This window comes from Halopseudomonas pelagia CL-AP6 (assembly GCF_000410875.1).
Taxonomy (GTDB): domain Bacteria; phylum Pseudomonadota; class Gammaproteobacteria; order Pseudomonadales; family Pseudomonadaceae; genus Halopseudomonas; species Halopseudomonas pelagia.
The window spans coordinates 1-24598 of the sequence record NZ_AROI01000041.1 but is presented as its reverse complement, the minus strand read 5'-3'; the positions used below and the strand labels follow the sequence as shown (position 1 = coordinate 24598).

The following is a 24598-nucleotide window of genomic DNA, read 5'->3' as shown; positions in this document are numbered from 1 at the left end:
GCAACGAAGGCAACGAAGCCAGCTGGAATGGCAACGGATTCAGGGGGCTCTACCGCTATGAATTTATTCCGGACAGTAGTGCGCCTGCGCGGGAATGACGGGGTGTGGGGACGGGAGTGGCGGGGGGAATCAGTTGGCCACTCCAAGAGGTAGAGAGGATCAAGATCAAATTGGTTTGCTGTGTTTGCGAAAGTGCGCATAAATCTAAAAACATCGGACGCTGTCCGGAATGTTTAGCCTGTAGTTTAGTTGCCGGGCTGGCATCAGCGTCGGGCAATCCAGTAGTTAAGGCCTGCCAGCGCCCTGCAGCGGTTGAGTAGGTTGAGCATAAGGGACTTGAAAAGCCCGGGATCGAGTGATCCCGGGTATTTCCAGAGAGTTGCTGCGTTAAAAAAATGACATGGATTGATATTTAACGCGCCTTGGCCACCTGCCGCCAGTGGTGCAACAACGGCTCGGTATAACCGCTGGGCTGTTCCAAACCCTTGAACACCAGATCCAGTGCCGCCTGGTAGGCTACCGACGCTTGGTAATCCGTTGCCATGGGGCTGTATTCCGGATCACCGGCATTTTGCTGATCTACGACCTTGGCCATGCGCTGGAAGGTCTCGGTGACCTGCGCTTCGCTGACCACGCCGTGGTGCAGCCAGTTGGCCATATGCTGGCTGGAAATCCGCAGGGTCGCGCGGTCTTCCATCAGGCCGACGTTATTGATATCCGGCACCTTGGAGCAACCAATGCCCTGGTTAACCCAGCGTACGACATAGCCAAGAATGCCCTGAGCGTTGTTGTCCAGTTCCTGCTGCTTGTCGGTCTCGCTCCAGTTGGTCTCGGCGGCCAGGGGCGCGGTCAGCAGGCCGTTCAGTAGCTTGTCCTGTTCGTCCTTCAGCGAGATGCTTTCCATACCTTGCTGGACTTCCTGCACGTTGACCTGATGGTAATGCAGTGCGTGCAGAACCGCAGCAGTCGGGGAGGGAACCCAGGCGGTGTTGGCGCCGGCCTTGGGGTGGCCGATCTTCTGTTCGAGCATGGCAGCCATCAGATCTGGCATGGCCCACATGCCCTTGCCGATCTGCGCCTTGCCGCGCAGCCCGCAGGTCAGGCCAACGAGTACGTTATTGCGCTCGTAGGCCTGAATCCACTCGGTGGTTTTCATATCGCCCTTGCGCAGTACCGGACCGCCCTGCATCACGCTGTGCATCTCGTCACCGGTGCGGTCGAGAAAACCGGTGTTGATAAAGGCCACCCGCGAACTGGCGGCGGCGATACAGGCCTTGAGGTTGACCGAGGTGCGACGCTCTTCGTCCATGATGCCCATTTTCAGGGTGTTCTGCGGCAGGCCAAGCAGTTGCTCAACGCGGCCGAACAGCTCGCTGGCGAAGGCCACTTCATCCGGGCCATGCATTTTCGGCTTGACGATATACATGCTGCCTGTGCGCGAGTTGCCCTTGCGCTTGAGATCGTGGATGGCGATCAGGCTGGTGCAGACTGCGTCGAGGATACCCTCAGGGATTTCGCTGCCGTCTTTCAGCAGGATGGCTGGATTGGTCATCAGGTGGCCGACGTTGCGAATAAACAGCAGCGAGCGGCCGTGCAGGGTCAGGCCCTTGCCGTCAGCGGTGCTGTATTCACGGTCCGGGTTGAGCTTGCGGACGATGGTCTTGCCGCCCTTGTCCATCTGCTCTTGCAGGTCACCCTTCATCAGGCCGAGCCAGTTGCTGTAGACGACGATCTTGTCTTCGGCGTCGACCGCGGCAATCGAGTCTTCACAGTCCATGATGGTGGAGACCGCCGCCTCCATCAGCAGATCCTTGACACCAGCGGCATCGGTCTGGCCAATCGGATGGCTGGGGTCGATCTGGATTTCAAAGTGCAGGCCGTTATGCAGGAACAGCAGTGCATCCGGGCTGGCCGGGTTGCCTTGGTAACCGACGAACAACTCATCCGACTGCAGGCCGGTCTGCTCGCCCGATTGCAGGGTGACCTGCAACTGACCGTTTTCCACACGGTAAGCCTGGGCCTGGGTGTGATCGCCCTGCTGCAATGGGATGGTGTCGTTCAAGAACTTGCGGGCAAAGGCAATGACCTTGTCGCCACGTACCGGATTGTAGCCATGGCCGCGCTCGGCGCCATTCTCGTCGGAGATCGCGTCGGTACCGTAGAGTGCATCGTACAGGCTACCCCAGCGGGCATTGGCGGCATTCAGTGCATAACGGCCATTCATCACCGGGACCACCAGTTGCGGGCCGGCCTGCTGGGTCAGCTCGCTGTCAGTGTTGGCGGTGCTGATGCGGAAGTCGTCCGGCACGGCTTTCAGGTAACCAATCGAGGTCAGAAACTCGCGGTAGGCGGGCATGTCGCTGATCGGGCCAGGGTTGGCGGCGTGCCACTGGTCCAGCTCGGTTTGTAGGCGGTCGCGCTCAGCCAGTAGCTCATGGTTCTTGGGTGCCAGGTCGTGCACCAATTGGCTGAAGCCGGACCAGAAGGCACCCGCATCCAGGCCGGTGCCCGGCAGGGCGTTCTGCTCGATAAAACGGTGCAGGGCGCTATCAATCTGCAGGCCCTGGATTTCAATACGTTGTGTCATACGGCAATCCTCCGGGGTTGAGAACGTGGTTTAGAGCGCGGCGATGCCGGCTTTGGCAACCTGCGCATCCTGGTCCGGCTTGACGCCGGAAACACCAATGGCAGCAACTACCTGGCCGTCCACTTTCAACGGCACGCCGCCTTCCAGTAGGCCGGTAATTTCAGGTGCGGAGAGGAACGCGGTACGGCCACCGTTGATCATCGCTTCAAACTCGCTGGTCTCGCGGCGTCCGAGTGCGGCGCTGCGGGCTTTTTGCGGAGCGATATAGGCAGCAACTGGCGCGCAGCCGTCCATGCGACGCATGGCCAGCAGGTGGCCGCCGTCATCGACTACGGCAACGGTGACTTTCCAACCATTGTTGTCGGCTTCAGCGAAGGCGGCATCGATCATGCTATTGGCTTCGTCGAGGGTCAGTACGGATTTGCTCAGCATTGTTATTTCTCCAGCATTCAGGTGAGTGCGTCTTCGACCACTTCGATCCAATGGCGCACGGGTGTTCTATCTGCCGAGCCCAGATGGGTCTGGCAGCCTATGTTGGCGGTGACGATGGTGTCTGGCTTGCCGGCTTCCAATGCATTCATGCGGTTATCCCGCAGTTGCTTGGCAAGCACCGGCTGGGTAATCGAATAGCTACCAGCCGAGCCGCAGCACAGATGACCGTCGGCAACGAAAGTCAGGCTGAAACCGAGTTTTTTCAGGATCGGCTCCACGCGGCCGCCTAGCTTCTGCGCATGCTGCAACGTACAGGGGCAGTGGAAGGCCAGGCGCTGACTGGTCTTGACCTGCAAGGGTTGCAGGTCTTCCTGTTCCAGCACTTGCACCAGATCCAGCGCCAGGGCGCTGATCTTCGCGGCCTTTTCCGAGTAGGCCGGATCATCCTTGAGCAGGTGGGCGTATTCCTTGATAAAAGCACCACAACCGCTAGCGGTTTGCACTATGGCTTCGGCGCCGTTTTCAATCGCTGGCCACCAGGCGTCGATATTGTTCCGGGCGCGGTCCAGGCCGGCCTGTTGTGCGTCCAGGTGATAGTCCAGGGCGCCACAGCAGCCGGCTTCGCTGATCGACTGGAGTGAAATACCCAGACGATCCAGCACGCGCGCGGCAGCGGCATTGGTATTTGGCGACAGGCCGGCCTGGGCGCAGCCTTCCAAAATCAGTACCTGGCGGGCATGTTTGGTTGTAGGGCGCGGTTTGGCCGGGGTAATCTGACCGGGTATCTTGTTTTTCAGCGCAGTCGGCATAAAGGGTCGGACCATCTGCCCGGCTTTGAGCAGGGTCTTGAAGGTGCCCGCATGGGGCACCACCGTACGCAGTGCCGAACGCAGTACACGCTCCTGCAGCGGCCGTTCGATTTTACCGGCCATGGCTTCGCGGCCAATATCCAGCAACGTGTGATACTTCACCCCAGAAGGGCAAGTGGTCTCGCAGTTGCGACAGCTCAGGCACTGGTCCAGGTGAATCTGGGTTTCCCGGGTGGTGGCTTCCCCCTCGAGAAAGGCTTTGATCAGATAGATACGACCACGCGGGCCATCGCGCTCGTCACCGAGTAGCTGGTAGGTAGGGCAGGTGGCATTGCAGAAGCCGCAATGCACGCAGGAACGCAGAATGCTTTCTGCTTCTTCGGCACGTGGCAGCTTGCGTGCCTGCTCGGTTAAATTGGTTTGCATGTTTCACTCTCCTGTCTCAAAGCGCGGCCCGGGGTTAGATTGCGGCCCGGTTTAAATGGCGGCATAGGTACGGCCAGGGTTGAATATGCCCTGGGGGTCCAACTGCGCTTTGAGCCGGCGATGGTAATGCTCGAGCAAGGGTGCCAACGGCTGAAACGGTGTGTCAGTGATGCCTGCGGTATAGCAGGTCGCGTGTCCGCCGTGCTGGGCCGCCAGCGCCTGAATATCCACACTGGAAGTGTCGCTTTTCAACCAGCGCTGGCTGCCGCCCCAGTCGAGCAAAACATCACCAGGTAAATCCAGTGCGGGGGTGACCGCGGGAAGTGATAGCCGCCACAGTGCGCGCGGGTCTTGGAAAAACGCCAATTGCTGTTCGTTGAGTTGGGTCCAGAATTCAGGGTCCAGTGGCTCGCCGCCAATCCGATCCGCAGCGGAGCGTACCGAGCCGACACCCCCTTCCAGACGCAGGCGCAGTTGCCCGTCGATATGGCATGCGGCGGTAATCGGAATCGGTTGCTGCCCCCATTCGGCGAGCTTCAGCAACGCTTTCTCTACCGGCAGGTCGAGGCTTAAATGCTGGGTGCAGACCGGCTTGGGTAGCACTTTCATCGAGACCTCCGTCAGCACGCCGAGCAGCCCATGGCTGCCGGCCATAAGGCGAGATAGGTCATAACCGGCGACGTTCTTCATCACCTCGCCGCCAAAGCGCATTAGTTTGCCGTGACCGGTGATTACTTTGCTGCCCAGGACGAAATCGCGTACCGAGCCGGACCAGGGCCGACGCGGCCCGGACAGCCCGGCCGCGACCATACCGCCGACGGTCGCTGCTCCGCCAAAGATCGGTGGTTCGCAGGGCAGCATCTGCCCCTGTTGATCAAGCACTTCCAGCAGCTCAACCAAGGGCGTACCACTACGCACAGTCACCACCAGTTCAGTAGGGTCGTAGTTGACGATGCCGCTGTGTGAGCGCGTGTCCAGTACTTGACCGGTGACGGGTCGACCCAGAAAGGCCTTGCTGTTGGCGCCCTGAATCGCCAGCGGCGTCTTGCTCTGCAGCGCATCGATGACCTGCTGCTGCAACTGTTGCTCGGCTTCAGAGGCGGGGCGCTCGCCGGGGCGCGGCGAATGAGTGTGGGTAGCTGACATCAGAAGCGCTCCAGCTCGGGGAAAGGCAGCTTTCCGTTGTGAATATGCATGGCTCCGAATTCGGCGCAGCGGTTCAAGGTCGGGATGTTCTTGCCGGGGTTGAGCAGACCGTCTGGGTCGAATGCCGCCTTGACCGCGTGGAACGTCAGCAGCTCGTCGTCATTGAACTGCGAGCACATCTGGTTGATCTTCTCCCGGCCGACACCGTGTTCGCCAGTAATGGAGCCACCGACGGCAACACAAAGCTCAAGGATCTTGCCGCCGATGGCTTCGGCGCGCTCCAGCTCGCCCTCCTTGTTGGCATCAAACAGGATGAGCGGATGCATATTGCCGTCGCCGGCATGAAAGACGTTGGCTACGCGCAGATCGTATTCAACCGACAGGTCGGCAATACCCTGCAGTACGCGGGGCAGTTCGCGGCGGGGGATGGTGCCGTCCATGCAGTAATAGTCGGGGGAAATACGACCCACGGCAGGGAAGGCGTTCTTGCGCCCGGCCCAGAACAAGGCGCGTTCGGCATCGTCCTTGGCCAGGCTGATGGCGGTGGCGCCGCTATTTTCCAGTACCGCGCGCACGCGCTCGCACTCGTCATTCACGTCAGCCTCCACGCCGTCGAGCTCGCACAGCAGAATCGCCTTGGCGTCTACCGGGTAACCCGCGTGAATGAAATCTTCAGCGGCCTGAATAGCCAGGCTGTCCATCATTTCAAGGCCGCCGGGGATGATGCCGGCGGAGATGATGTCACCTACCGCCTTGCCGGCCTTGCCGACGTCATCAAAGCTGGCCATCAATACCTTGGCCACCTGCGGGCGCGGCAGCAGCTTGACCGTGACTTCAACGACGATGCCGAGCATGCCTTCGGATCCGGTGAACAGCGCCATTAGATCAAAGCCAGCACTGTCCAGCGCATCGGAGCCGAGCGTGATGCGCTCGCCTTCAACGGTAACGATCTCCAGCTTCAGCAGATTGTGCACGGTCAGGCCGTATTTCAGGCAATGCACGCCGCCGGCGTTCTCCGCGACGTTGCCGCCAATCGAGCAGGCGATCTGCGAGGACGGGTCGGGTGCGTAGTACAGCTGATAGGGTGCAGCCGCTTCGGAAATGGCCAGATTGCGCACGCCCGGCTGCACACGGGCGAAGCGACCTTCGGGATTGATCTCGAGGATGCTATTCAGCCGCGCCAGAACCAGCAGCACGCCGCCTTCCAGCGGCAATGCGCCGCCGGACAGACCCGTGCCGGCGCCGCGGGCAACAACGGGCACCTTGCGCTGGTGGCAGATCTGCATAAACGCCTGAACCTGGTCGACGGTATCGGGAATCACTACCAGCATCGGCAGAATACGATAGGCGGCCAGGCCGTCACATTCAAACGGCTGCAAGTCTTCGCGTTCATGCAGCAGGGTCATATCCGGCAGAGTTTGGCGTAGCGCTTCGATCAGCGCAGCTCTGTCGACGGCGGGCAGGGGGCCATCAAGTTTTTCGTCATAGAGAAGATTCATCGGGCATTACCTGTTGTTTTGTTGATGGCCAGGGACCAGCAAATTCCTTGAATCTTGGGCCCTGGTCATTAGGTCGTCCAGTGAAAAGCCAGCTGGTATGACCAGTTTTTTTGGCCTATTTCAGTCATGCTGTCGCTGAACGCTAGCTATATCGTGACCGTGCAGTTTGTAGTGGCTTTGGTCGGTGTCTGCATTTAAGCTGGTATGACCAGTTGTTCGCAGAGGTAAGATCATGGTTGAGCGTGTTCAGGAGCGGCGTCAGGTGGGTGATGTGGTGGCCGACCGCATCGAAAAGCTGATCGCTGAGGGTGTATTGAAAATGGGTCAGGTGCTGCCTTCGGAGCGGCTGCAGTGTGAAAAGCTGGGCATTTCCCGCAGTGCCTTGCGTGAAGGTCTGAAGGTGTTGCGCGGTCGCGGACTGATCAGGACTGAACAGGGGCGGGGTTCTTACGTAGCCAGCCTGATGGGTAATCGCGACGAGACGCCGATGATGCATCTGTTCAACAACCATCCGCGAACGCTGTTTGATTTGCTCGAAGTCCGCGCGCTGCTTGAAGGCGAGTCGGCGCGGCTGGCAGCCCTGCGCGGTACCGATGCGGATTTTGTATTGATTCAGCGGCGTTATGATGAAATGGTCGCAGCCCATACCACTCGCCCGATTCAGGACCCGGAAGCCCTGGCCAAGCTGGACCATGCCTTTCATCTGGCAATCTGTGATGCGTCGCATAACCCGGTGTTGGTGCATACATTGCAATCCCTTACCAGTTTGCTGTTGAGCTCGGTGTTTGCCTCGGTGAAGAATCTCTATCATCGCCCGGTGCACAAGCGTCAGCTCGATCGTCAGCATGCGCGGCTGCATCATGCGGTGATGGAGCGCCTGCCGATCCAGGCCAAGCGTGCGGCGGTAGATCACATACAGAGCATTAGAGATAACCTGCGCGATATCGAAACCGAAGAGCAGCGTCTGGAGCGTGCCACCATGCGTTTGGAGGGCTGGACAGGGTAGGCCCCAGACAGGGTTGGCGATGCTGCTGCCAACCCTGTCTGTGCTTGCGTCTGGTTGCCGTTCTATTTACCGGTAGTGGTAAGACCCGCCAGGCTTAGCGGATCACCCACACCAAAGACGTAAACCGCAAGCATGGTCAGAATGCCCGCTGCGCTGACGTAGTAGATTGTCGGCAGAATGGTTTTGCGTAGGGTGATACCTTCGCGCCCCAACAGGCCCACAGTGGCCGAGGCGGCCACCACGTTGTGAATTGCAATCATGTTGCCCGCCGCCGCACCAACCGACTGCGCCGCTACGATCAAGGCGCCCGAGATACCCAGCAGTTCAGCCGTATTGAACTGGAACTGGGACAGCATCAGGTTGGAAGCGGTATTGGAGCCGGCAATAAAGGCACCCAGCGCGCCGACCATCGGGGCAAATAGCGGATAGACCCCGCCCACCGATGACGCAACCGCCGCAGCCATGGCCACTGGCATGGACGGCAGGTCGGCCATGTTCACGCCAGAGTTGATCAGGATGCGCACCATCGGAATGGTAAATACCAGCACAAATCCTGCGCCGACAATGGTGTTGGTTGATTCGCCGAAGGCGCGCTTCATCTCGCTGAACGTCATGCGATGCAGGAAATAAGTCAGAATCACCACCATCACCAGAATGCCTCCAGGCAGATATAACGGTTCCAGACTGGCCGATAACCCGGCTTCACCCATGATGTTGGTGAAGCGCAAACTGATTGAGTTCAATGCGGCTTTTGCCGTCGCGTTGGTGCGCGAAAATACCAGCAGTGCAGCCAGCAGCACGTAGGGCAACCAGGCCATCCAGATGGCGACTGGGCGTTTGCCGGCGACGTCATCCAGCTTCATCTGGATGCTGCCCATCCATTCGGCTGGCCACTCTTTTGGATCGGCAAAATCCCAGGTTTCCTTGGGAATCAGGAAGCCTGCCTTAGCGGCGGGGACCACTATTGCCAGGCCCACTAGGCCACCGATCATCGATGGGAACTCTGGACCGAGGAATACGCCTGCCAACACATAAGGGATGACGAAAGCCAGTGCGGCAAAGATCGCAAAAGGGGCAATTTGAAAGCCTTCTGCCCACGACTTGTTCTTGCCGAAAAAGCGCACCATGACCATGACCATGAACAGCGGCATCAGAACACCGACTATACCGTGAATGATCGCCACTTCCGACACGATCAACTGGAAGAAGCTGTCCCAATCAGAGCCGGCGACGGCCAATTGTGCACCAATGGCAGCCTGATCCAGCCCGCCACCAACGCCAACGACCATCGGTGTACCGACCGCGCCAAATGACACCGGAGTGGATTGCACCATCATGCCGACCACTACCGCAGCGACGGCAGGGAAGCCGAGTGCAACCATCAGCGGGGCGGCGACTGCGGCCGGGGTACCGAAGCCAGAGGCGCCTTCGATAAAGCAGCCAAACAGCCAGGTAACGATGATCGCCTGTACCCGCCGGTCAGGGCTGATCCCGGAAAAACCCTTACGGATCGCCAGAATGCCACCGGAATGTTTGAGCGTATTGAGCAGCAGGATGGCGCCGAAGATGATCCATAGAATGGATGCGGTGAGGACCAGGCCCTGAAGGCTGGAGGCGATTACACGCACCAGGGTCATATCCCAGGCGAACAGGGCAATGATGACGGTGACGACAAAGACAACAGGCATCGCATGCTTCGCTGGCCAACGGAATCCCACCAAAAGGATACCCGCCAGAACCAGAGGAAAAAATGCGAGCAGAGACAGGAGCGTTTGACTCATCTGGATTTCCTTTGTTTTTTTTATTTGGAGTGCGCAATCAAGGCGTAGCGCTGTTCGTAACAAGTGGATACTGCTACTGCCTACAGCCCAGGTCTAGGCGATATCTTGCTGGTAGGACCAGTTATTTTTTAAGGCGCCGCAGCTGATTGTGTGAATTGCAATACTAATCAATGCATTGAGTTTGAACGTCAGGGCTTTCAGGGGAGCCTGTCTGACTGGTCATACCAGAGGAGGGTGCTGGGGAATTGACTAAAAGGGCCGGGGCCGCAGTCAGTGTGCCAGGAGAAGAGCTTGCGGCTCCGATTGGCGCCGCAAGCCATCAGAGGTCAGACCAGTTGCTCGCCTACATGCAGCAGCTTCATCGAGTTGGTGCCGCCGCGGGAGTTGTAGACATCGCCCTTGGTCAGAATCACCCAATCACCGGCTTTCACGTGGCCGCGTTCAAGCAGGGTGTTGACTGCTGCCTGGTTGACGTCGCTTGAGGTGATTTCAACCGGGTTGAACTGGATGCCCTGCACGCCACGGAACATAGACACCCGGCCGAGGGTTGCGGCATTGGGTGACAAGGCAAAAATCGGCAGGTGCGAGCGGATGCGCGACATGATCAGTGGGGTATAGCCACTTTCGGTCAGGCTGATGATCGCCGTTACACCCGGGAAGTGGTTGCCGGTGTACATCGCTGCCAGGGCAATACTCTCGTCGCAACGCTCGAACGCCTGCCCCATCCGGTGTCCGGAATTCTGGCTGGTCGGATGCTTTTCGGCTCCCCGGCAAACTCGGTCCATGGCCTGGACCGCCTCGACCGGGAAGGAGCCAGCGGCGGTCTCGGCTGAGAGCATGACCGCGTCGGTGTAATCCAGCGCGGCGTTGGCGACATCCGAGACTTCGGCGCGTGTCGGCAACGGGCTGCTGATCATCGACTCCATCATTTGCGTGGCGGTGATCACCACTTTGTTCTGTTTACGCGCACGGCTGATGATCAGCTTCTGGATGCCGACCAGTTCGGCGTCGCCGATTTCCACACCCAGATCGCCACGGGCAACCATCACCGCGTCACTGGCCAGGATCAGACCATCCAGGGTGGCCTGATCAGCCACCGCTTCGGCGCGTTCGATCTTAGCTACCAGCCAGGCTTGTGAGGCAGAGTCTTTGAGCAGCTTGCGGGCCAGATGCATGTCGGCGGCGTCGCGCGGGAAAGACACCGCCACATATTCCATCTGCAGCTCGGCGGCGACGGTGATGTCGAATCTGTCCTTGTCAGTCAGGGCCGCTGCCGACAGACCGCCGCCGCGACGGTTGATACCCTTGTGATTGGACAGTGGACCGCCGGCCGTGACGGTGCAGCGCACCTCATCCTTGCCAACGCTGTCGACGCGCAGCACTACCCGGCCGTCATCGAGCAGCAACTCGTCTCCGGCGCGGCAATCGTTGACCAGTTCCGGGTAATCGATGCCGACAACGTCAGCGTTGCCGTCATCCAGCGGATGGCTGGTAGAGAGCCGGAAATGATCACCCACTTCGAGCTGGATTTTTCCGTCGAGAAAGCGAGCAATGCGGATTTTTGGCCCTTGCAGGTCGCCAAGCAGGGCAACATGTGTGCCCTTGTCCCGCGCGATTTCGCGCACCAGGCGGGCACGCTCGCGGTGCTCGTCGGCAGTGCCGTGGGAGAAGTTCAGGCGGGCAACATTCATGCCCGCATCGATCAGCGCGGCAATGCGTTCCGGGCTGGACGTGGCGGGTCCAAGGGTGGCAACAATTTTAGTGCGACGCAGCGTCATGGCAGATCCATTAGTCGTTGAGATGATTCGTTGAGATAGTTCGTTGCTATAGGTCGTTTGCGCTTATGTGGGCATAACAATAGATCATAAACGAGTACCATGACAGGCTGTTGTCACCGGTTCGACTACCTTGTCGAACCGGCTATCAGCCACTATCAGATTACACTTGGGAGTCATGTCATGCATCCGGGTCTGGTTGAAGTTACTGAGCGTTTGCGCCTGCGCAGTCAGGTCAGCCGCTCTGCGTATTTACGCCAAATGGCCGAAGCGGCGGGGCTGCCTCGGGGCCGTCGCAAGCTGTCCTGCGGTAATCTGGCCCATGCCATGGCCGCCTGTCAGCCGGTTGATAAGGACCGCTTACGGATGATGGACGAAGTCAATGTCGGTATGGTCACGGCCTACAATGACATGCTCTCGGCCCACCAGCCCTATGAACACTTCCCCGAACAGATTCGTCAGGCGCTGCGGGCGTTTGGTGCCACCGGTCAGGTGGCTGGTGGCGTGCCGGCGATGTGTGACGGCGTGACCCAGGGCGAGCCGGGTATGGAGCTGTCGCTGGTCAGTCGCGATGTCATTGCGATGGGAACCGCCGTGGCGTTATCGCACAATATGTTTGATGCGGCCCTGTGTCTGGGGGTGTGCGACAAAATAGTACCTGGGCTGTTGATGGGCGCACTGCGGTTTGGCCATTTGCCGATCGTTTTTGTGCCCGCCGGGCCGATGCCCTCGGGGCTGCCCAATAGCGAAAAGGCCGCCGTGCGTGAGCGTTATGCCGAAGGTAAAGCCAGCCGTGCAGAACTGCTGCAGGCTGAGAGTGAGTCTTACCATAGTGCCGGTACCTGCACCTTCTACGGCACCGCCAATACCAACCAGATTCTGCTTGAAGCGATGGGGCTGCAATTGCCCGGCGCCTCTTTTGTGCAGCCGGACTCGCCACTGCGCGCAGCGTTAACTGTCCATGCCGCAGAACAGGCAGCGCGCCTGGCCCGGGCCGGACAGGGCAGTATGGCCTCGATCCTGGATGAAAAAGCCTTGATCAACGCGCTGGTGCTGCTACTGGCCACCGGTGGTTCGACTAATCTCACCTTGCATCTGGTCGCAATCGGGCAGTGCGCCGGATTGCAATTGCGCTGGGAAGATATGGACGCGCTGTCGAAGATCGTCCCCAGCATTGCGCGCATGTATCCGAATGGCAGGGCCGATATCAATCAGTTCCAGGCCGCCGGGGGCACTGCCTGGTTGTTCCGGCAACTGCTGGAGGCGGGCCTGCTGCATGAGGAAGTACAGACTGTCGCGGGGCCGGGCTTAAGCCGCTATACCACCGAGCCGGTACTGCTGGACGGTGCGCTGGTATGGCGGGAGGGGCCGCAGCAGAGTCTGGACAACGACATTCTACGAACCTGGCAACAACCCTTCGCTGCCGAGGGCGGGTTGCGGCTGGTTACGGGTAATTTGGGCCGTGGCGTGATCAAGGTCTCGGCGGTCGCGCCTGAACATCGCCGGGTCAGCGCGCCGTGCCGCCTGTTTGAGAGCCAGCAGGCGTTTGTCGAGGCTTTTCAAGCCGGGCAACTGGAGCAAGATCTGGTGGCGGTACTGCGTTTTCAAGGTCCGGCAGCCAATGGTATGCCTGAGTTGCACAAGCTCACGCCTTATCTAAGCCTGCTGCAGGATAGGGGTTTCAAGGTGGCGCTGGTGACGGATGGTCGCATGTCGGGGGCTTCGGGCAAGGTGCCGGCAGTTATCCATTTATGCCCCGAAGCAGCGGCGGCAGGGCCGTTGGCGCGGTTAATGGATGGTGATCTGCTCTGTGTCGACGCCGAAGCCGGAACGCTCAAGGTCATGATCGACGGCGCGCAATGGGCTAATCGGCCCACTGCAGTTCAGGCCCAGCCGATTCGGCGTGGCTGGGGCCGCGAGCTGTTTGGCTTTATGCGCGCAGCAGCGAGCCCGGCCGAGCAAGGCGGCAGCACCTTTACCGCCTCGTTGGCGATGGCTGATGGCGGAGCAGGCGAATGAGGCTGGCGGCATTGGCGCATGAGCGGGGGTTGCGCTATTGCCCAGCGGCGGATGCCGATGGGCAGGCCCGCTTGCTCGCTAACCGGGTAGCCGAGGCCTTGAACCTGCGACTTTCCAGTGCCGGCATGGCCAGCCTGGCGCTGTCAGGCGGGCGCAGCCCGCAGGCTTTTTTGCGTGCTCTGGATCAGTTGCCAATCGATTGGAGCAGAATACGCCTGACGCTGGTGGATGAGCGCTGGGTGCCGGAATCCCACGCCGACAGTAACGCGGCGATGATCAAACGCTGCATGCCCAACGCACTGCAACGCGCCCATTGGTATGGACTTTATCAAGGGGCTCGACAGAGCAATAGCGCTGAAGCCTATGCCGCACAGGGTCTCGAGCAGGCGCCCGAGTCCGCAGCTGAGGCGGGCGCAGGGCGCGATGCCGCGGCGGCCAGTGACTATCTGCTTGGTTGGCTACCATTGGATGTCGTGGTGTTGGGGATGGGCGTAGATGGTCACTGCGCATCCCTTTTCCCAGGGCAGCCGGGCCTGGAGCAGCGATTGCGGGCTACTTCGACGCCCTTGTGTGAGGCCGTGCCAGGGCCGCAGCAATCCCTGCGCTTGACGCTGACCGGGTGCGCGCTGCGCACGGCACGCTTGCAACTGTTAGCCATCTCCGGCGAGGATAAATATCGGCGTCTGTGTGATGCTTTTAACGGCCCGGCGGTACGCTGGCCAGTGGCGGCTTTTCTCGCGCCACCTTTGGAGATTTTTTACAGCCCTTGATGGCTGAAAGGACGCGCATGAGTTTAGTCGACAATACCCGTACCCTTGATGATCTGTTCGCCCGGTCGCCGTTGCTTCCGGTCATCAGCATTCAGCGCGAATCGGATATCCTGCCGCTGGCAGACGCCCTGGCGGCAGCAGGTATCAGCAACCTGGAGATTACGCTGCGTACTCCGTTAGGCCTGTCGGCCATTGCGCTGTTGCGACGCGAGCGTCCTGCTCTGTGCGTGGGTGCTGGCACGGTATTGGATGGTCGGCAGTTTCAATCGGTTCTGGATGCCGGAGCGCAGTTTATCGTTACTCCGGGATGCACCGATGAGCTCTTGACGCTGGGTCTGGAAAGCCCGGTGCCGCTATTGCCCGGTATCGCTACAGCATCGGAAATACTCATGGGTTATCGGTTAGGTTACCGGCGCTTTAAGTTATTTCCCGCTGAGGTCTGCGGCGGGGTTCAGGCACTAAAATCCTTCGCCGGCCCCTTTGCGGGTGTGCGTTTTTGTCCCACCGGAGGGATTCGCCAGGAGAGTCTCGCTGGTTACCTGGCGCTGGACAATGTGATGGGTGTTGGCGGTACCTGGATGGCCCCGCGCGCCGCCGTTGAAGCGGCTGACTGGGGTGCTGTCAGCCGCCTCAGTGCCGCCTCGGTAGCGTTGCTGGTAGAGCAAGAAAGCGTACTGGAATAAACCGCTCGCGGATCAACTGTCCGCGTGCGGGTCAAGGCTTGCTGGGATCGACAAAGCCGTCGGGCTTGACCACCAGGATATCGCAGGCGCAATCATCCAGTAGCCGTTCTGCAGTATGCCCCAGCAGTGCGCTGTCCAGTCGTGAGCGCGACACCGCACCCATGACCAACAGGTTGATGTTACGTTGCTCGACAAAGTCCGGAATCGCTTCCTCAGGATAACCCTGAAGCAGATGCCGGGCGCTGTCAGCAATGTCGTTACTGCCAGCCAGACTCTCGAAGGCATCGGCGTGGCGTTTGCGTATATCCCCAGCATAACTGTCGTAATCGCTGATAATGCTGGCATCGAACACCAGAGTGCGGGGCAGCGGGTTATAGCAATGCACCAGATGCAGTTCGGCCTCTAAAGGGGCAGCCAGCGAGCGCCCGCAAGCAATCAGTTTGAGATCCAGTGCGGCGGGTTTATCCGCTTCGTGCAGCGGATCGACGCTGATCGCCAGTCGAGCAAGGCGCTCACCGGCTTTTTTCACCAGCCATACGGGTACTTCACAGTGACGGATCAGGTCCCAGTCACTGTTGCTGAGCAGCAGGCGCTTAAGCCGGTTGTGGTAATGGGTGGTCTTCAGCACGAGGTCGGGTTTATGGGTGCTGACGGCGGCGAGAATGTGTCTGGTCAGGCGCTTGCCCCAGACGGCTTCCACGCTCACCGCCAGCCCTTTGTCGCGTAAAGGTTGAGCCATGCGCTCCAGGTTCTGCCGGCGGTGCTCAATCAAGGACGCGCGGGCTTTCTGCAGGCCGGCGTCATTAGTAAAAATGCCGCCATCAAGAGCTGAATTATATTCGCAGATAAACAGGGTGATATGGGCCTGAGGCCAGCGTGCGGCCAACTCTTCGGCGCGTTGCAGGCAAGGCTGTGCGTCCTCGGTTGTCGGGTCTATTACTACCAGCATATGCTGAATGTTCATGGTCTGTCTCCTGGCCGTGGCGAATCGGGCGAGCCCGAACTACTGGGGGTTTAAATTTACCATTGTACAAGATAGAACATTAGGTCTGACGTAGGCACTGATTTGAGTCAATCCAGCGGGCTATAGAAAACTCCGGGGCTGCCGATACTTTTGGTCATAACCATCCAGGTGTCTGATATGAAACGTACAGGTATGTTTTTATTGCTGGTCTCGCTGGCCGGCTGCGCTTCCCAGAATCACGACAGCGATATCAATAACGCCTACAAGGCCTATGCGCGCGATAACTGCGAGCAAGTGTACCTGCATCTTTCCAGCGCCGAGCGGCGCTCGCGCTACCGTGCTCATCAACGTCAGCCAGAAGTGTCCTTGCTGCGCGGGTTGTGCCTGGAAAGGCAAGGTTTGTATCTGGACGCTGCGCAGACTTACGACTACCTGCAGGAGTATTATCCGCAGAGCGAGTATAGCTATCGTGCTTCCGCGCGCCTGGAAACGCTGCGCCAGCTTGGCCATTATCAGCCTGCCATAAATTAGCAGCGCTCAGCCGCATGCGTTGCACCCAGATTACGGCACTTGGCCGCCTGGGTGTGCTGGTCTATTCTTGGACCAGTTCTTTACCAGCCACGCCTAATATCCAGGACGATAACCCATGCGTTGGTTTCCTTTAGTACTGCTTTTGGCGTCGTTGGCCGGGCATAGCCAGGCCGAGATTTATCGTTGGGTGGATGAGCAGGGTAGGGTGCATTTTGGCCAGCGGCCGCAGCCTGGATCAGAGCGGGTGGTGGTCAAGCCGCAGGTCATCGAACGTGACGCGCAGACGCGCCAGAGCGAAGAAAACCTGCGGCGCATAATGCAGGTCCGGCAGAGCGAGCGCGATGAGGAAAAAGCGCTACGCCTGGAGCAGCGCAAACGTCGGCAGCTGGAATGCGAGCGAATGGGTAGGGAATTGGCACAGTTTGACAAGAGAATGTACTGGTACGAAAAGGACGCGAGCGGTAAAAAGGTAGAAGTTGACACGCGGCGCGTCCAGGAGCGCCGAGCCGAGATCCAGGCACTGATAAGGGAGCGATGCTGACATGCTGCCCAATACCCCTAGCGGCGCTGCCCTCACAGATCAGCGTTGCATAGCCCGGCATCAACTGGGCGGTTTTCTCCAGGTGTATAACCGGCACACCGGAAAGCCGATTGGTTACCTGGGCAATATTTCCAAGCAAGGCATGATGCTTATCAGCAGTTTGCCGGTCATGCTCGGCGCCTGTTATGAGCTTCAACTGAGGCTCCCTTTATCTACCAGCGCATCCACCGCCACCGACGCCGAACTGGTGGATTTCAGCGCCCGCAGTCACTGGTGCCGAGCGGATGCCAGCCCCGGCAATTATGACAGCGGCTTCAGTATTATCAGTAACCAGCAAGCTTTCGCCGATCTGGCCCGCGCGTTGGAACGCTATTTCAGTTTTACTCACCCGGTAGATGTCTGATCCCGCCCATTGGGTTACCCTGCGCCTTTGACTGAGGCTATGGACAGGGGCAGCACGATGAGCAAGACCTTCTTCTGGTATGACTTTGAGGCCACTGGGATCGACCCGCGGCGGGACCGTCCATTGCAGGTTGCCGGCGTGCGCACGGATGAAGACCTGAATGAGATCGGTGAACCGTTGTGCATTGACTGCCGTTTGGCCGAAGACGTTCTGCCGCATCCGATGGCCTGCCTGATTACCGGAATTGGACCTGAGCGCGCTAGTCAGGGTTTGCCGGAAGCACAATTTATTGCTCAGTTACACGCGCAAATGGCGGAGCCGGAGACCTGTAGCGTCGGCTATAACAGCCTGCGCTATGACGATGAAATGACCCGGTTCAGCTTGTATCGCAATTACCATGACCCCTATGCGCGGGAATGGCAGGGCGGCAACAGTCGTTGGGATCTGCTTGATGCCCTGCGTGCCGCGCATGCGTTACGGCCTCAGGGTATTGAGTGGCCGCAACAGGATGGCTTCACCAGCTTGCGCCTGGAACGGCTGACTCAGGCCAATGGCATTGACCACGGACAGGCACATGATGCCCTGGCCGATGTGCGCGCCACCATTGCTATGGCGCGACGTCTGAAACAAGCTCAGCCGAAACTGTTTGACTACCTGCTTGACCTGCGCAGCAAGCAGCGCGTCACCGCCATGATAGACCTGCAACAGGTACGGCCGCTGGTACATGTGTCAGGTCGCTTTGGTCGCGAGCGCCACGGCTTGGCTATAGTGCTGCCACTGGCCTGGCATCCGCAGAACAAGAATGCCTTGATTGTCTGGGACTTGGCGGCAGAGCCAGGAATGCTGATGGATATGACCGCCGAGCAGTTGCGCCAACGGCTGTATACCCGCAGCGAAGACCTGCCTGACGGCGAGCAGCGGCCCGGGCTGAAACTGGTACATATCAACAAGTGCCCGGTACTGGCCGATACCAAGGTACTGCGTGCCGAAGACATACAACGTTTGCACCTGGATATGCCGACCCTGCTTGCGCATGCAGAGCAATTGGCTGGCTGGCGTGCGGGCGGGCAGGGCAAGCTTCAGGCTATTTATGCCGCGCAGCCTGTTGCCGAACAGGCGCAGGCGGACGCCGAGCTGCAGTTATACGACGGTTTTATCAGCGATGCGGACCGGCGAATACTGCCGATGATTCGCGAAGCGGATGGCCCTATTCTGGCCAAGACCCAATGGCCGCTGCGCGATCAGCGTCTGGTGGATATGCTCTTGCGCTACCGTGCGCGCAATTTCCCAGACAGCCTGAATGAGACTGAGCGGGCGCACTGGCAAGCGTATTGCAAAGGCCGTATGAGTGGCGAAGTGGCTGGCGCACCGATTACCTTGGAGGCCTTTCTACAGGCCGCTGACGAGGCGCTCAGGCAGTGCTCGGACTCTGCGCAGCAAGATCTTCTGGGGCGTTGGAAGCGCTTTGCCCTGGAGCGCTGCGCCGGTATGGGTTTGAGTGTGCCAGGCTAGGCTAAATCGCAAAAGCCCCCGGCCATTACTGGCCGGGGGCTTTTGAACTTGATCTTATCAACAGCGCAATGCTGAAGTTCAACCAAGAATAGTGACCCAGGACTCGACCGTGTCAGCGCCGTACTTTTCTTTCCAGGCTTTCAGTTCTTTGTGATTGCCACCTTTGGTTTCAATCACTTCACCCGTTTTCGGGTTCTTGTATTGCTTGACCTTGCGAGCACGTTTGATGCCGCCGGTCGCCTTGCTGCTCTTGCTACCCTGGCTCAGCTTGTTATCCGGATCAAGAATGGAAACAACGTCTTTCAGCGATTTGTTATATTGCGCCATCAGGGCGCGTACTTTTTCTTCAAACTCGATTTCCTGCTTGAGCTTCGTATCGTTGGACAGAGAGTTCATGCGGTCGGTAAGTTCACGTATGGTGTGCTGGAGATGGCGATATTCTTGTAAAGAAGACATGTAAAGTTACCTTGCTGAGCGTTTTAAATGGACACGCCTAATAATAGGTCAAGCCCGTTATTAACACAATATGTTAGTTGTTGGTCAGTGCCGGAGAAAAGACATTCAGGGGCGGCTGATGTTGAAACTTAGTCTTAACGAATAACATTAAATAGACGATACAGTCACTTGAGATCCGCTGGTATTGTCGGCTGGAACGGATAGAATGTGTGCCTTTATCACGGGCCAAGCCCGCACGTCCGGAGAGTCTGTTATGCGTACCTTTCGATTGGTGATCGCCTGTCCTGACCGGGTAGGAATCGTTGCCAAAGTCAGTAATGTACTGGCAACTTATAATGGCTGGATCACCGAAGCCAACCATCACTCGGATAACCTGTCTGGCTGGTTCTTCATGCGCCATGAGATTAAGGCTGATTCGCTGCCCTTTGATCTTGATGGATTACGTACCGCTTTCACACCCATCGCTAACGAGTTTGAAATGGACTGGCATGTCAGCGATTCAGGTGTACGCAAGAAAGTTGTATTGATGGCCAGTCGTGAGTCGCACTGTCTGGCTGATTTATTACACCGCTGGCACAGTGATGAACTGGATTGCGATATTACCAGTGTCATCTCCAACCATGACGACCTGCGCAGTATGGTGGAGTGGCACGGCATACCTTTTCACCATGTGCCAGTCGATAGCCAGAACAAGATTCCGGCCTTCGAGCGTGTGGCCAGTCTGGTTGATGCTCAGCAGGCTGATTGTATCGTGCTGGCCCGTTATATGCAGATACTGCCCCCCGATTTGTGTCAGCGATATGCTAATCGGGTCATCAACATACATCACAGTTTCCTGCCGTCGTTTGTGGGTGCGCGGCCTTATCATCAGGCCGCTCAGCGGGGCGTAAAACTAATCGGTGCGACTTGTCACTATGTCACCGACGAACTCGACGCGGGTCCGATCATTGAGCAGGACGTTGTGCGTATCAACCACCGGCATAACGCTGATGACATGGTCAGACTGGGAAAGGACGTGGAAAAAATGGTGCTTTCCCGTGGTTTGCGCTATCACTTGGAAGACAGGGTGTTGGTTCACGATAACAAGACAGTGGTCTTCGGCTGAGCCTGGACCGCGCGGATGAAGACGCTTCAGCGGAAGGAGGCAGCATGTTCAAATCAGTAAAAGTGCGGGATTACATGACCCGTGATTTGGTGACCTTCAGCGAGCATATGGATCTGTTCAAGGCGATTGATGTGCTATTGAGTCATAGGATATCGGGCGCGCCGGTGATTGATGCTGCGGGTCATCTGGTCGGCCTGTTATCGGAAAGCGACTGTCTGAGGAGCATTTTGTCGGGTAGCTATTTCGAGGAGGTGGGCGGTAGCGTCAACTCGGTAATGACCGTGGTGGTGGAAACGATCGATGCCGATGCGGATATCGTCAAGGCGGCCGAGCATTTCATCCACAAAGGGCGGCGGCGTTTGCCTGTGATAGACGAAGGCCGGTTGGTCGGGCAGATCAGTCGGCGCGATATTCTGCGTGCGGTCAAAGCCTATAATGACCATGGTGCGCCCAAGTGAGCGCCCCCGACGAGGATGATGAGGGCTTCAATCCCCTTGACGGTGGCGCTGCAACTCCACCCAGAATGATCGGCGGTGGCTGTCTGGCCCGGTATGATCCCGAGGAGCTTAACGACGACTCCGGGGTCGACTTCCCGGCGCTAGCGGATGAGTCGGCCGACCCCGAAGCGGGCTGATCAGATACGGAAGCTGCCTACCAACTGCTGCAGGTGTTCAACCTGCTGTTCCAGTGAGCGGCAGGCTCTGAGGGTGGATTGCAGGTTCTCAACCCCTTCCTGATTGAGTGTGTTGATGCTAGTGATATCCACATTCAGGCTTTCGATGACCGATGTCTGCTCTTCAGTAGCGGTGGCTACCGACTGGTTCATGTTGTCAATCTCGCCAATGCCGGTGGTGATATCGGCCAGTCGTTCGCCTGCCTGACGGGCTACTACTACGCTGTGTTCGCTGAAGCGCATGCTTTCCTCCATGGTTTGCACGGCATCGGTCGCTTGGCTGCGCAGGTCCTCGATCATGTCGTGGATCTCCTTGGCCGAGCTCTGGGTGCGGTGGGCCAGGTTTCTTACCTCGTCGGCCACCACGGCAAAGCCGCGTCCGGCTTCACCCGCACGGGCCGCCTCAATGGCGGCGTTGAGGGCTAGTAGGTTGGTCTGCTCGGAGATGCTCTGAATGACGTCGAGTATCTTGCCGATATCGGCGGTGCGCGTATTGAGTACCTGGATGCTGGCGCTGGCGCTGTTGATCTTGCCGGACAGCTCCTGCATGGCCTTGACCGTTTCGCCGACCACACGGCTGCCTTCTTCCGCCCCGCGCTTGGCATCACTGGCCTGGGACGAGGCATCGGCGGCGTTGCGGGCAATTTCCTGCGCTGCCGCCCCCAGTTCATTGATCGCTGCCGCGACACTGTTGGTACGTCCGGACTGCTCGTCAGAACTGGCCAGGTTGGCGTTTGAGGCATCGAGTACGCGTAGCGCTACCCCATTCAGCTCGCCGCTGGTCGAGGCCACCTGGCGGATCGAGTCATGAATACGTTCGACAAACTGATTGAAGGCGCTGGCCAGCTTGCCGAATTCGTCATCACTGACAACCGGCAGGCGGCGGGTCAGGTCGCCCTCGCCGCGGGCAATATCCTCCAGCGCACTTCCCAGCGAGTTCAGCGGTCGCAGCAAGAGCCGCATCAGCAGTCCCAGCAGCAGCACGATGCAGATCAGTGCAATAACCGTCGCAATCATCGCCGACAGACGGAACTGGCCGAGGCTGGCAAAGGCCTTGCTACGATCAACCGATACGCCGACATACCAGTTGACCCCGGGCAGGCCGGTGACCGGTATGAAGGTCAGCAGTCGCGGTTCGCCGTTGAGTTGTGCTTCGGAGAGCTGGCTACTGATCTTTGGGGTGTTGCCGGGGAAGATCTCGGCCAGGTTTTTCAGCTGCAGGCTCTTGTTCGGGTGGACCAGCACGGTGCCGTTGCTGTTGACCAGAAAGGCGTGACCCATGCCGTTAAAGTCCAGGGCGTTGATGATGGTCGACACCGTATCCAGGTTCAGGTCACCACCTGCCACGTTGTTACCGGACGGAGTCGCAATGGTAATGATCAGATCACCGGTGGCGGCATCGACGTAGGGCTCGGTCAGGACGGTACTGCGTTGACTTATGGCGGCGCTATACCAGGGTCGTGTTCTGGGGTCGTAATCGGCCGGCATGTCGTCATCAGGCCGCATGGTAAAACGACCATTGGTCTCGCCCAGGTAGCTGAAAGAGAAGGTCGCTGCCAGGGTAGTCTGTTCAAGCAGTGTGGCGGGATTCGCATGAGTCGGGTCTGCCAGATTGGCCGCCAGATTCTCTAACAGCAGGATACGCCCGGATAACCAGTTGCTGATATTCGCCGCAGTGAGACGCCCGGCGTCGGTCAGATAGGTGTCAAGGTTGCCTTGCAGCGTTTTGCGCTGTGTTTGATCGTTGTACAGAGAAAACGCCAGAAACACCGCCATAACGACGAGGCAGGCGGCCAGAAGGATTTTCTGGTTGAAGCTTAGGCGTGCGGGCATGGTTGTTACTCTTGGGAAGAATGCTTTGTGTCTGAGTGTATCGGGCCCGCAAGGAAGAGCTTTAGTCCGTGTTAGGATTTTTCTACGCGCAAGGCAAATGGCCATAACACTATTGGCCCGTTATTAAGCTTAGCTCGTTACAGCCGATAATCTGTATACATAGGTAGCATCGGCGCACTGACTCAGTCGAATGGAGAGAGCGATGAATGTGAGAAACCAATCTATAGTTGTACGCCTTGGCTGCGGCTTTGCGTTTGTTGCCCTGATGGTGGTGGTGTTGGGTGTGCTGGCCATGCGCGAGATGGGCAACATGCGCGACCAGGCAGAGAGTATCGAGTATGTGTGGATGCCGAATATCCAGTCTGTCGACAGTTTTACCCAGGATGTACTGCGCACGCGCACGCTGACGTTACGCCTGTTGTTGGCAGAAACCGCCGCTGAACGTCAGCAGCTCGAAGGCTCGATTCGGGCCCTGGTCGAGCACCTGAGCCGGGAGGAGGCCAGCTACGCGGGGAAAATACAAAGTAGTAGCGAACGGCAAGCCTTTGATCGTTATGTCAATCAGCGCCAGGAGTACCTGACGGTCCAATCCCAGGTGGCAGCGCTGGCGCGGGCGGGGCAAACGGATCAGGCTCTGGCGCTGATCAATACGCGTCTGGATACCTTGGGCGAAGCACTCAATACGCGCTTGCAGGAGCTGAAAACATTGATGAATGAGGGCGCCCACGCGGCCGGCGTGCGAGCTGCCGAGAGTTATGCGACCGGCCGGCTGGAGGTGGTGATATTCAACCTTGCTGCCGTACTGGCGACAGTACTGCTGGCCTGGCTGATTACCCGCAGTATAGTCACGCCCCTGCGTGAGTCGGTGCAGATCACCGAGCGCATTGCGGCCGGTGACCTGACTCAGAGCGTGACGCCCGTCGGACGCGACGAGCCTGCGCAGCTGTTGCGTGCCTTGGCAACCATGCAGGAGCAGTTGCGCGCGACTATCCACGGTATCGCCAACTCCTCCACCCAATTGGCATCAGCGGCCGAAGAGCTGAATGCGGTGACCGAGGATGCTACTCGCGGGCTGCAGCGCCAGGACGACGAAATTCAGCAGGCTGCCACCGCCGTCAACGAAATGAGTGCGGCAGTCGATGAGGTCGCCAGCAATGCGGTCTCAACCTCCGAACAGTCCAGGGCCACCAGCGATACCGCCATAGAGGGCCAGCAGCAGGTGGTGCGTACGGTGGCGAGCATAGACAAGCTGTCCGGCACTATTCAGGCCACCGCCACTGAGGTGCAGGAGTTGGCGGAGAAGGCACAGAATATCAGCCGGGTACTGGATGTGATCCGCGCGATTGCCGAACAGACCAATTTGCTGGCGTTGAACGCAGCGATCGAAGCTGCGCGGGCCGGCGAGCAGGGGCGTGGTTTTGCAGTTGTCGCTGACGAAGTGCGAGCGCTGGCGCATCGCACTCAGCAGTCAACCAGTGAAATCGAAGAAATGATCGGCACCATCCAGCAGGGCACCGAACGTTCTGTCGAGGCCATGAACATGAGCAAGACCATGGCCGGCAGCACCTTGGAACAGGCTGATGCAGCGGGTAAAGCACTGGAAGTGATCACCGCTGCGATTATGCAGGGCGGTTGCAGGAGCTGAGT

22 protein-coding genes are annotated in these 24598 nt (G+C 58.7%); 12 read left to right on the top strand and 10 right to left on the bottom strand.

The genetic code is table 11. From position 1 onward, the window contains the following. Positions 1-412: 412 nt before the first annotated feature. Genes K787_RS0120375 through glcD form a run of 5 tightly spaced genes read right to left on the bottom strand, consistent with a single transcriptional unit; the run spans position 413 to position 6899 of the window. Positions 413-2587, bottom strand: a complete 2175-nt coding sequence (locus tag K787_RS0120375) for a malate synthase G (protein ID WP_022964657.1) — start codon at positions 2585-2587, stop codon at positions 413-415. Positions 2588-2617: 30 nt separating this feature from the next. Beyond that, positions 2618-3019 (bottom strand): GlcG/HbpS family heme-binding protein, encoded by a 402-nt coding sequence (locus tag K787_RS0120370; RefSeq protein WP_022964656.1) that lies wholly within the window; start codon positions 3017-3019, stop codon positions 2618-2620. Positions 3020-3036: 17 nt separating this feature from the next. Further along, positions 3037-4254 (bottom strand): glycolate oxidase subunit GlcF, encoded by a 1218-nt coding sequence (gene glcF, locus K787_RS0120365; protein ID WP_022964655.1) that lies wholly within the window; start codon positions 4252-4254, stop codon positions 3037-3039. Positions 4255-4305: 51 nt separating this feature from the next. Beyond that, complete coding sequence (glcE, locus tag K787_RS0120360) at positions 4306-5400, bottom strand: glycolate oxidase subunit GlcE (RefSeq protein ID WP_022964654.1); 1095 nt, start codon at positions 5398-5400, stop codon at positions 4306-4308. Beyond that, positions 5400-6899, bottom strand: a complete 1500-nt coding sequence (glcD, locus tag K787_RS0120355) for a glycolate oxidase subunit GlcD (protein ID WP_022964653.1) — start codon at positions 6897-6899, stop codon at positions 5400-5402. The genes glcE and glcD overlap by 1 nt, the downstream gene beginning before the upstream one ends. Before the next feature lie 232 nt (positions 6900-7131). Between glcD and glcC the strand changes: the two genes are divergently transcribed. Next, on the top strand, positions 7132-7905 hold the full coding sequence (gene glcC / locus K787_RS0120350) for a transcriptional regulator GlcC (RefSeq protein ID WP_022964652.1): 774 nt from the start codon (positions 7132-7134) through the stop codon (positions 7903-7905). A 62-nt stretch (positions 7906-7967) separates the two neighbouring features. Here glcC and K787_RS0120345 read toward each other — a convergent pair whose 3' ends face one another. Beyond that, on the bottom strand, positions 7968-9686 hold the full coding sequence (locus K787_RS0120345) for an L-lactate permease (protein ID WP_022964651.1): 1719 nt from the start codon (positions 9684-9686) through the stop codon (positions 7968-7970). Positions 9687-10012: 326 nt separating this feature from the next. After that, positions 10013-11464 carry a pyruvate kinase gene (gene pyk / locus K787_RS0120340; protein WP_022964650.1) on the bottom strand — a complete coding sequence of 484 codons (1452 nt, stop codon included), beginning with the start codon at positions 11462-11464 and terminating at the stop codon, positions 10013-10015. 180 nt (positions 11465-11644) lie between these two features. Between pyk and edd the strand changes: the two genes are divergently transcribed. From edd to eda, 3 genes are read left to right on the top strand one after another with little or no spacing between them, the layout of a single operon-like run. After that, entirely contained in the window at positions 11645-13480 is a 1836-nt protein-coding gene (gene edd / locus K787_RS0120335; protein WP_022964649.1) for a phosphogluconate dehydratase, read from the top strand. After that, positions 13477-14250, top strand: coding sequence for a 6-phosphogluconolactonase (gene pgl / locus K787_RS0120330; RefSeq protein WP_022964648.1), 774 nt, complete (start codon positions 13477-13479; stop codon positions 14248-14250). Before edd ends, pgl begins: the two co-directional genes overlap by 4 nt. Before the next feature lie 17 nt (positions 14251-14267). Further along, complete coding sequence (gene eda, locus K787_RS0120325) at positions 14268-14933, top strand: bifunctional 4-hydroxy-2-oxoglutarate aldolase/2-dehydro-3-deoxy-phosphogluconate aldolase (protein WP_022964647.1); 666 nt, start codon at positions 14268-14270, stop codon at positions 14931-14933. Positions 14934-14964: 31 nt separating this feature from the next. On the opposite strand, the gene K787_RS0120320 is transcribed toward eda, so the two are convergent. Further along, positions 14965-15897 carry a universal stress protein gene (locus K787_RS0120320; protein ID WP_022964646.1) on the bottom strand — a complete coding sequence of 311 codons (933 nt, stop codon included), beginning with the start codon at positions 15895-15897 and terminating at the stop codon, positions 14965-14967. 177 nt (positions 15898-16074) lie between these two features. Here K787_RS0120320 and K787_RS0120315 point away from each other — a divergent pair, with 177 nt between their 5' ends. The 4 genes from K787_RS0120315 (at position 16075) to sbcB (ending at position 18884) form a co-directional block, all read left to right on the top strand. After that, entirely contained in the window at positions 16075-16428 is a 354-nt protein-coding gene (locus tag K787_RS0120315) for a tetratricopeptide repeat protein (protein WP_022964645.1), read from the top strand. A 115-nt stretch (positions 16429-16543) separates the two neighbouring features. Beyond that, positions 16544-16969 carry a DUF4124 domain-containing protein gene (locus tag K787_RS0120310; RefSeq protein ID WP_022964644.1) on the top strand — a complete coding sequence of 142 codons (426 nt, stop codon included), beginning with the start codon at positions 16544-16546 and terminating at the stop codon, positions 16967-16969. Between the two features lies 1 nt (position 16970). Beyond that, the gene (locus K787_RS0120305; RefSeq protein ID WP_022964643.1) at positions 16971-17372 is read left to right on the top strand and encodes a hypothetical protein; all 402 of its coding nucleotides are present in this window, start codon (positions 16971-16973) and stop codon (positions 17370-17372) included. Positions 17373-17429: 57 nt separating this feature from the next. After that, positions 17430-18884 (top strand): exodeoxyribonuclease I, encoded by a 1455-nt coding sequence (gene sbcB / locus K787_RS0120300; RefSeq protein ID WP_022964642.1) that lies wholly within the window; start codon positions 17430-17432, stop codon positions 18882-18884. 78 nt (positions 18885-18962) lie between these two features. Here sbcB and mvaT read toward each other — a convergent pair whose 3' ends face one another. Continuing rightward, a complete protein-coding gene (mvaT, locus tag K787_RS0120295; RefSeq protein WP_022964641.1) occupies positions 18963-19340 on the bottom strand; it encodes a histone-like nucleoid-structuring protein MvaT in 378 nt (125 codons plus the stop codon). Between the two features lie 253 nt (positions 19341-19593). Here mvaT and purU point away from each other — a divergent pair, with 253 nt between their 5' ends. The 3 genes from purU to K787_RS0120280 are packed head-to-tail and all read left to right on the top strand — an operon-like array spanning position 19594 to position 21079. Continuing rightward, positions 19594-20445 (top strand): formyltetrahydrofolate deformylase, encoded by an 852-nt coding sequence (gene purU / locus K787_RS0120290; RefSeq protein WP_022964640.1) that lies wholly within the window; start codon positions 19594-19596, stop codon positions 20443-20445. 44 nt (positions 20446-20489) lie between these two features. Next, positions 20490-20903 (top strand): CBS domain-containing protein, encoded by a 414-nt coding sequence (locus K787_RS0120285; protein WP_022964639.1) that lies wholly within the window; start codon positions 20490-20492, stop codon positions 20901-20903. Then, a complete protein-coding gene (locus K787_RS0120280) occupies positions 20900-21079 on the top strand; it encodes a hypothetical protein (protein WP_022964638.1) in 180 nt (59 codons plus the stop codon). Before K787_RS0120285 ends, K787_RS0120280 begins: the two co-directional genes overlap by 4 nt. Here the strand turns inward: K787_RS0120280 and K787_RS0120275 are convergent, their stop codons facing one another. Then, entirely contained in the window at positions 21080-22951 is a 1872-nt protein-coding gene (locus tag K787_RS0120275; protein ID WP_022964637.1) for a methyl-accepting chemotaxis protein, read from the bottom strand. Positions 22952-23153: 202 nt separating this feature from the next. On the opposite strand from K787_RS0120275, the gene K787_RS23985 reads away from it, so the two are divergent. Next, positions 23154-24596 carry a methyl-accepting chemotaxis protein gene (locus K787_RS23985; protein ID WP_022964636.1) on the top strand — a complete coding sequence of 481 codons (1443 nt, stop codon included), beginning with the start codon at positions 23154-23156 and terminating at the stop codon, positions 24594-24596. Positions 24597-24598: the final 2 nt, after the last annotated feature.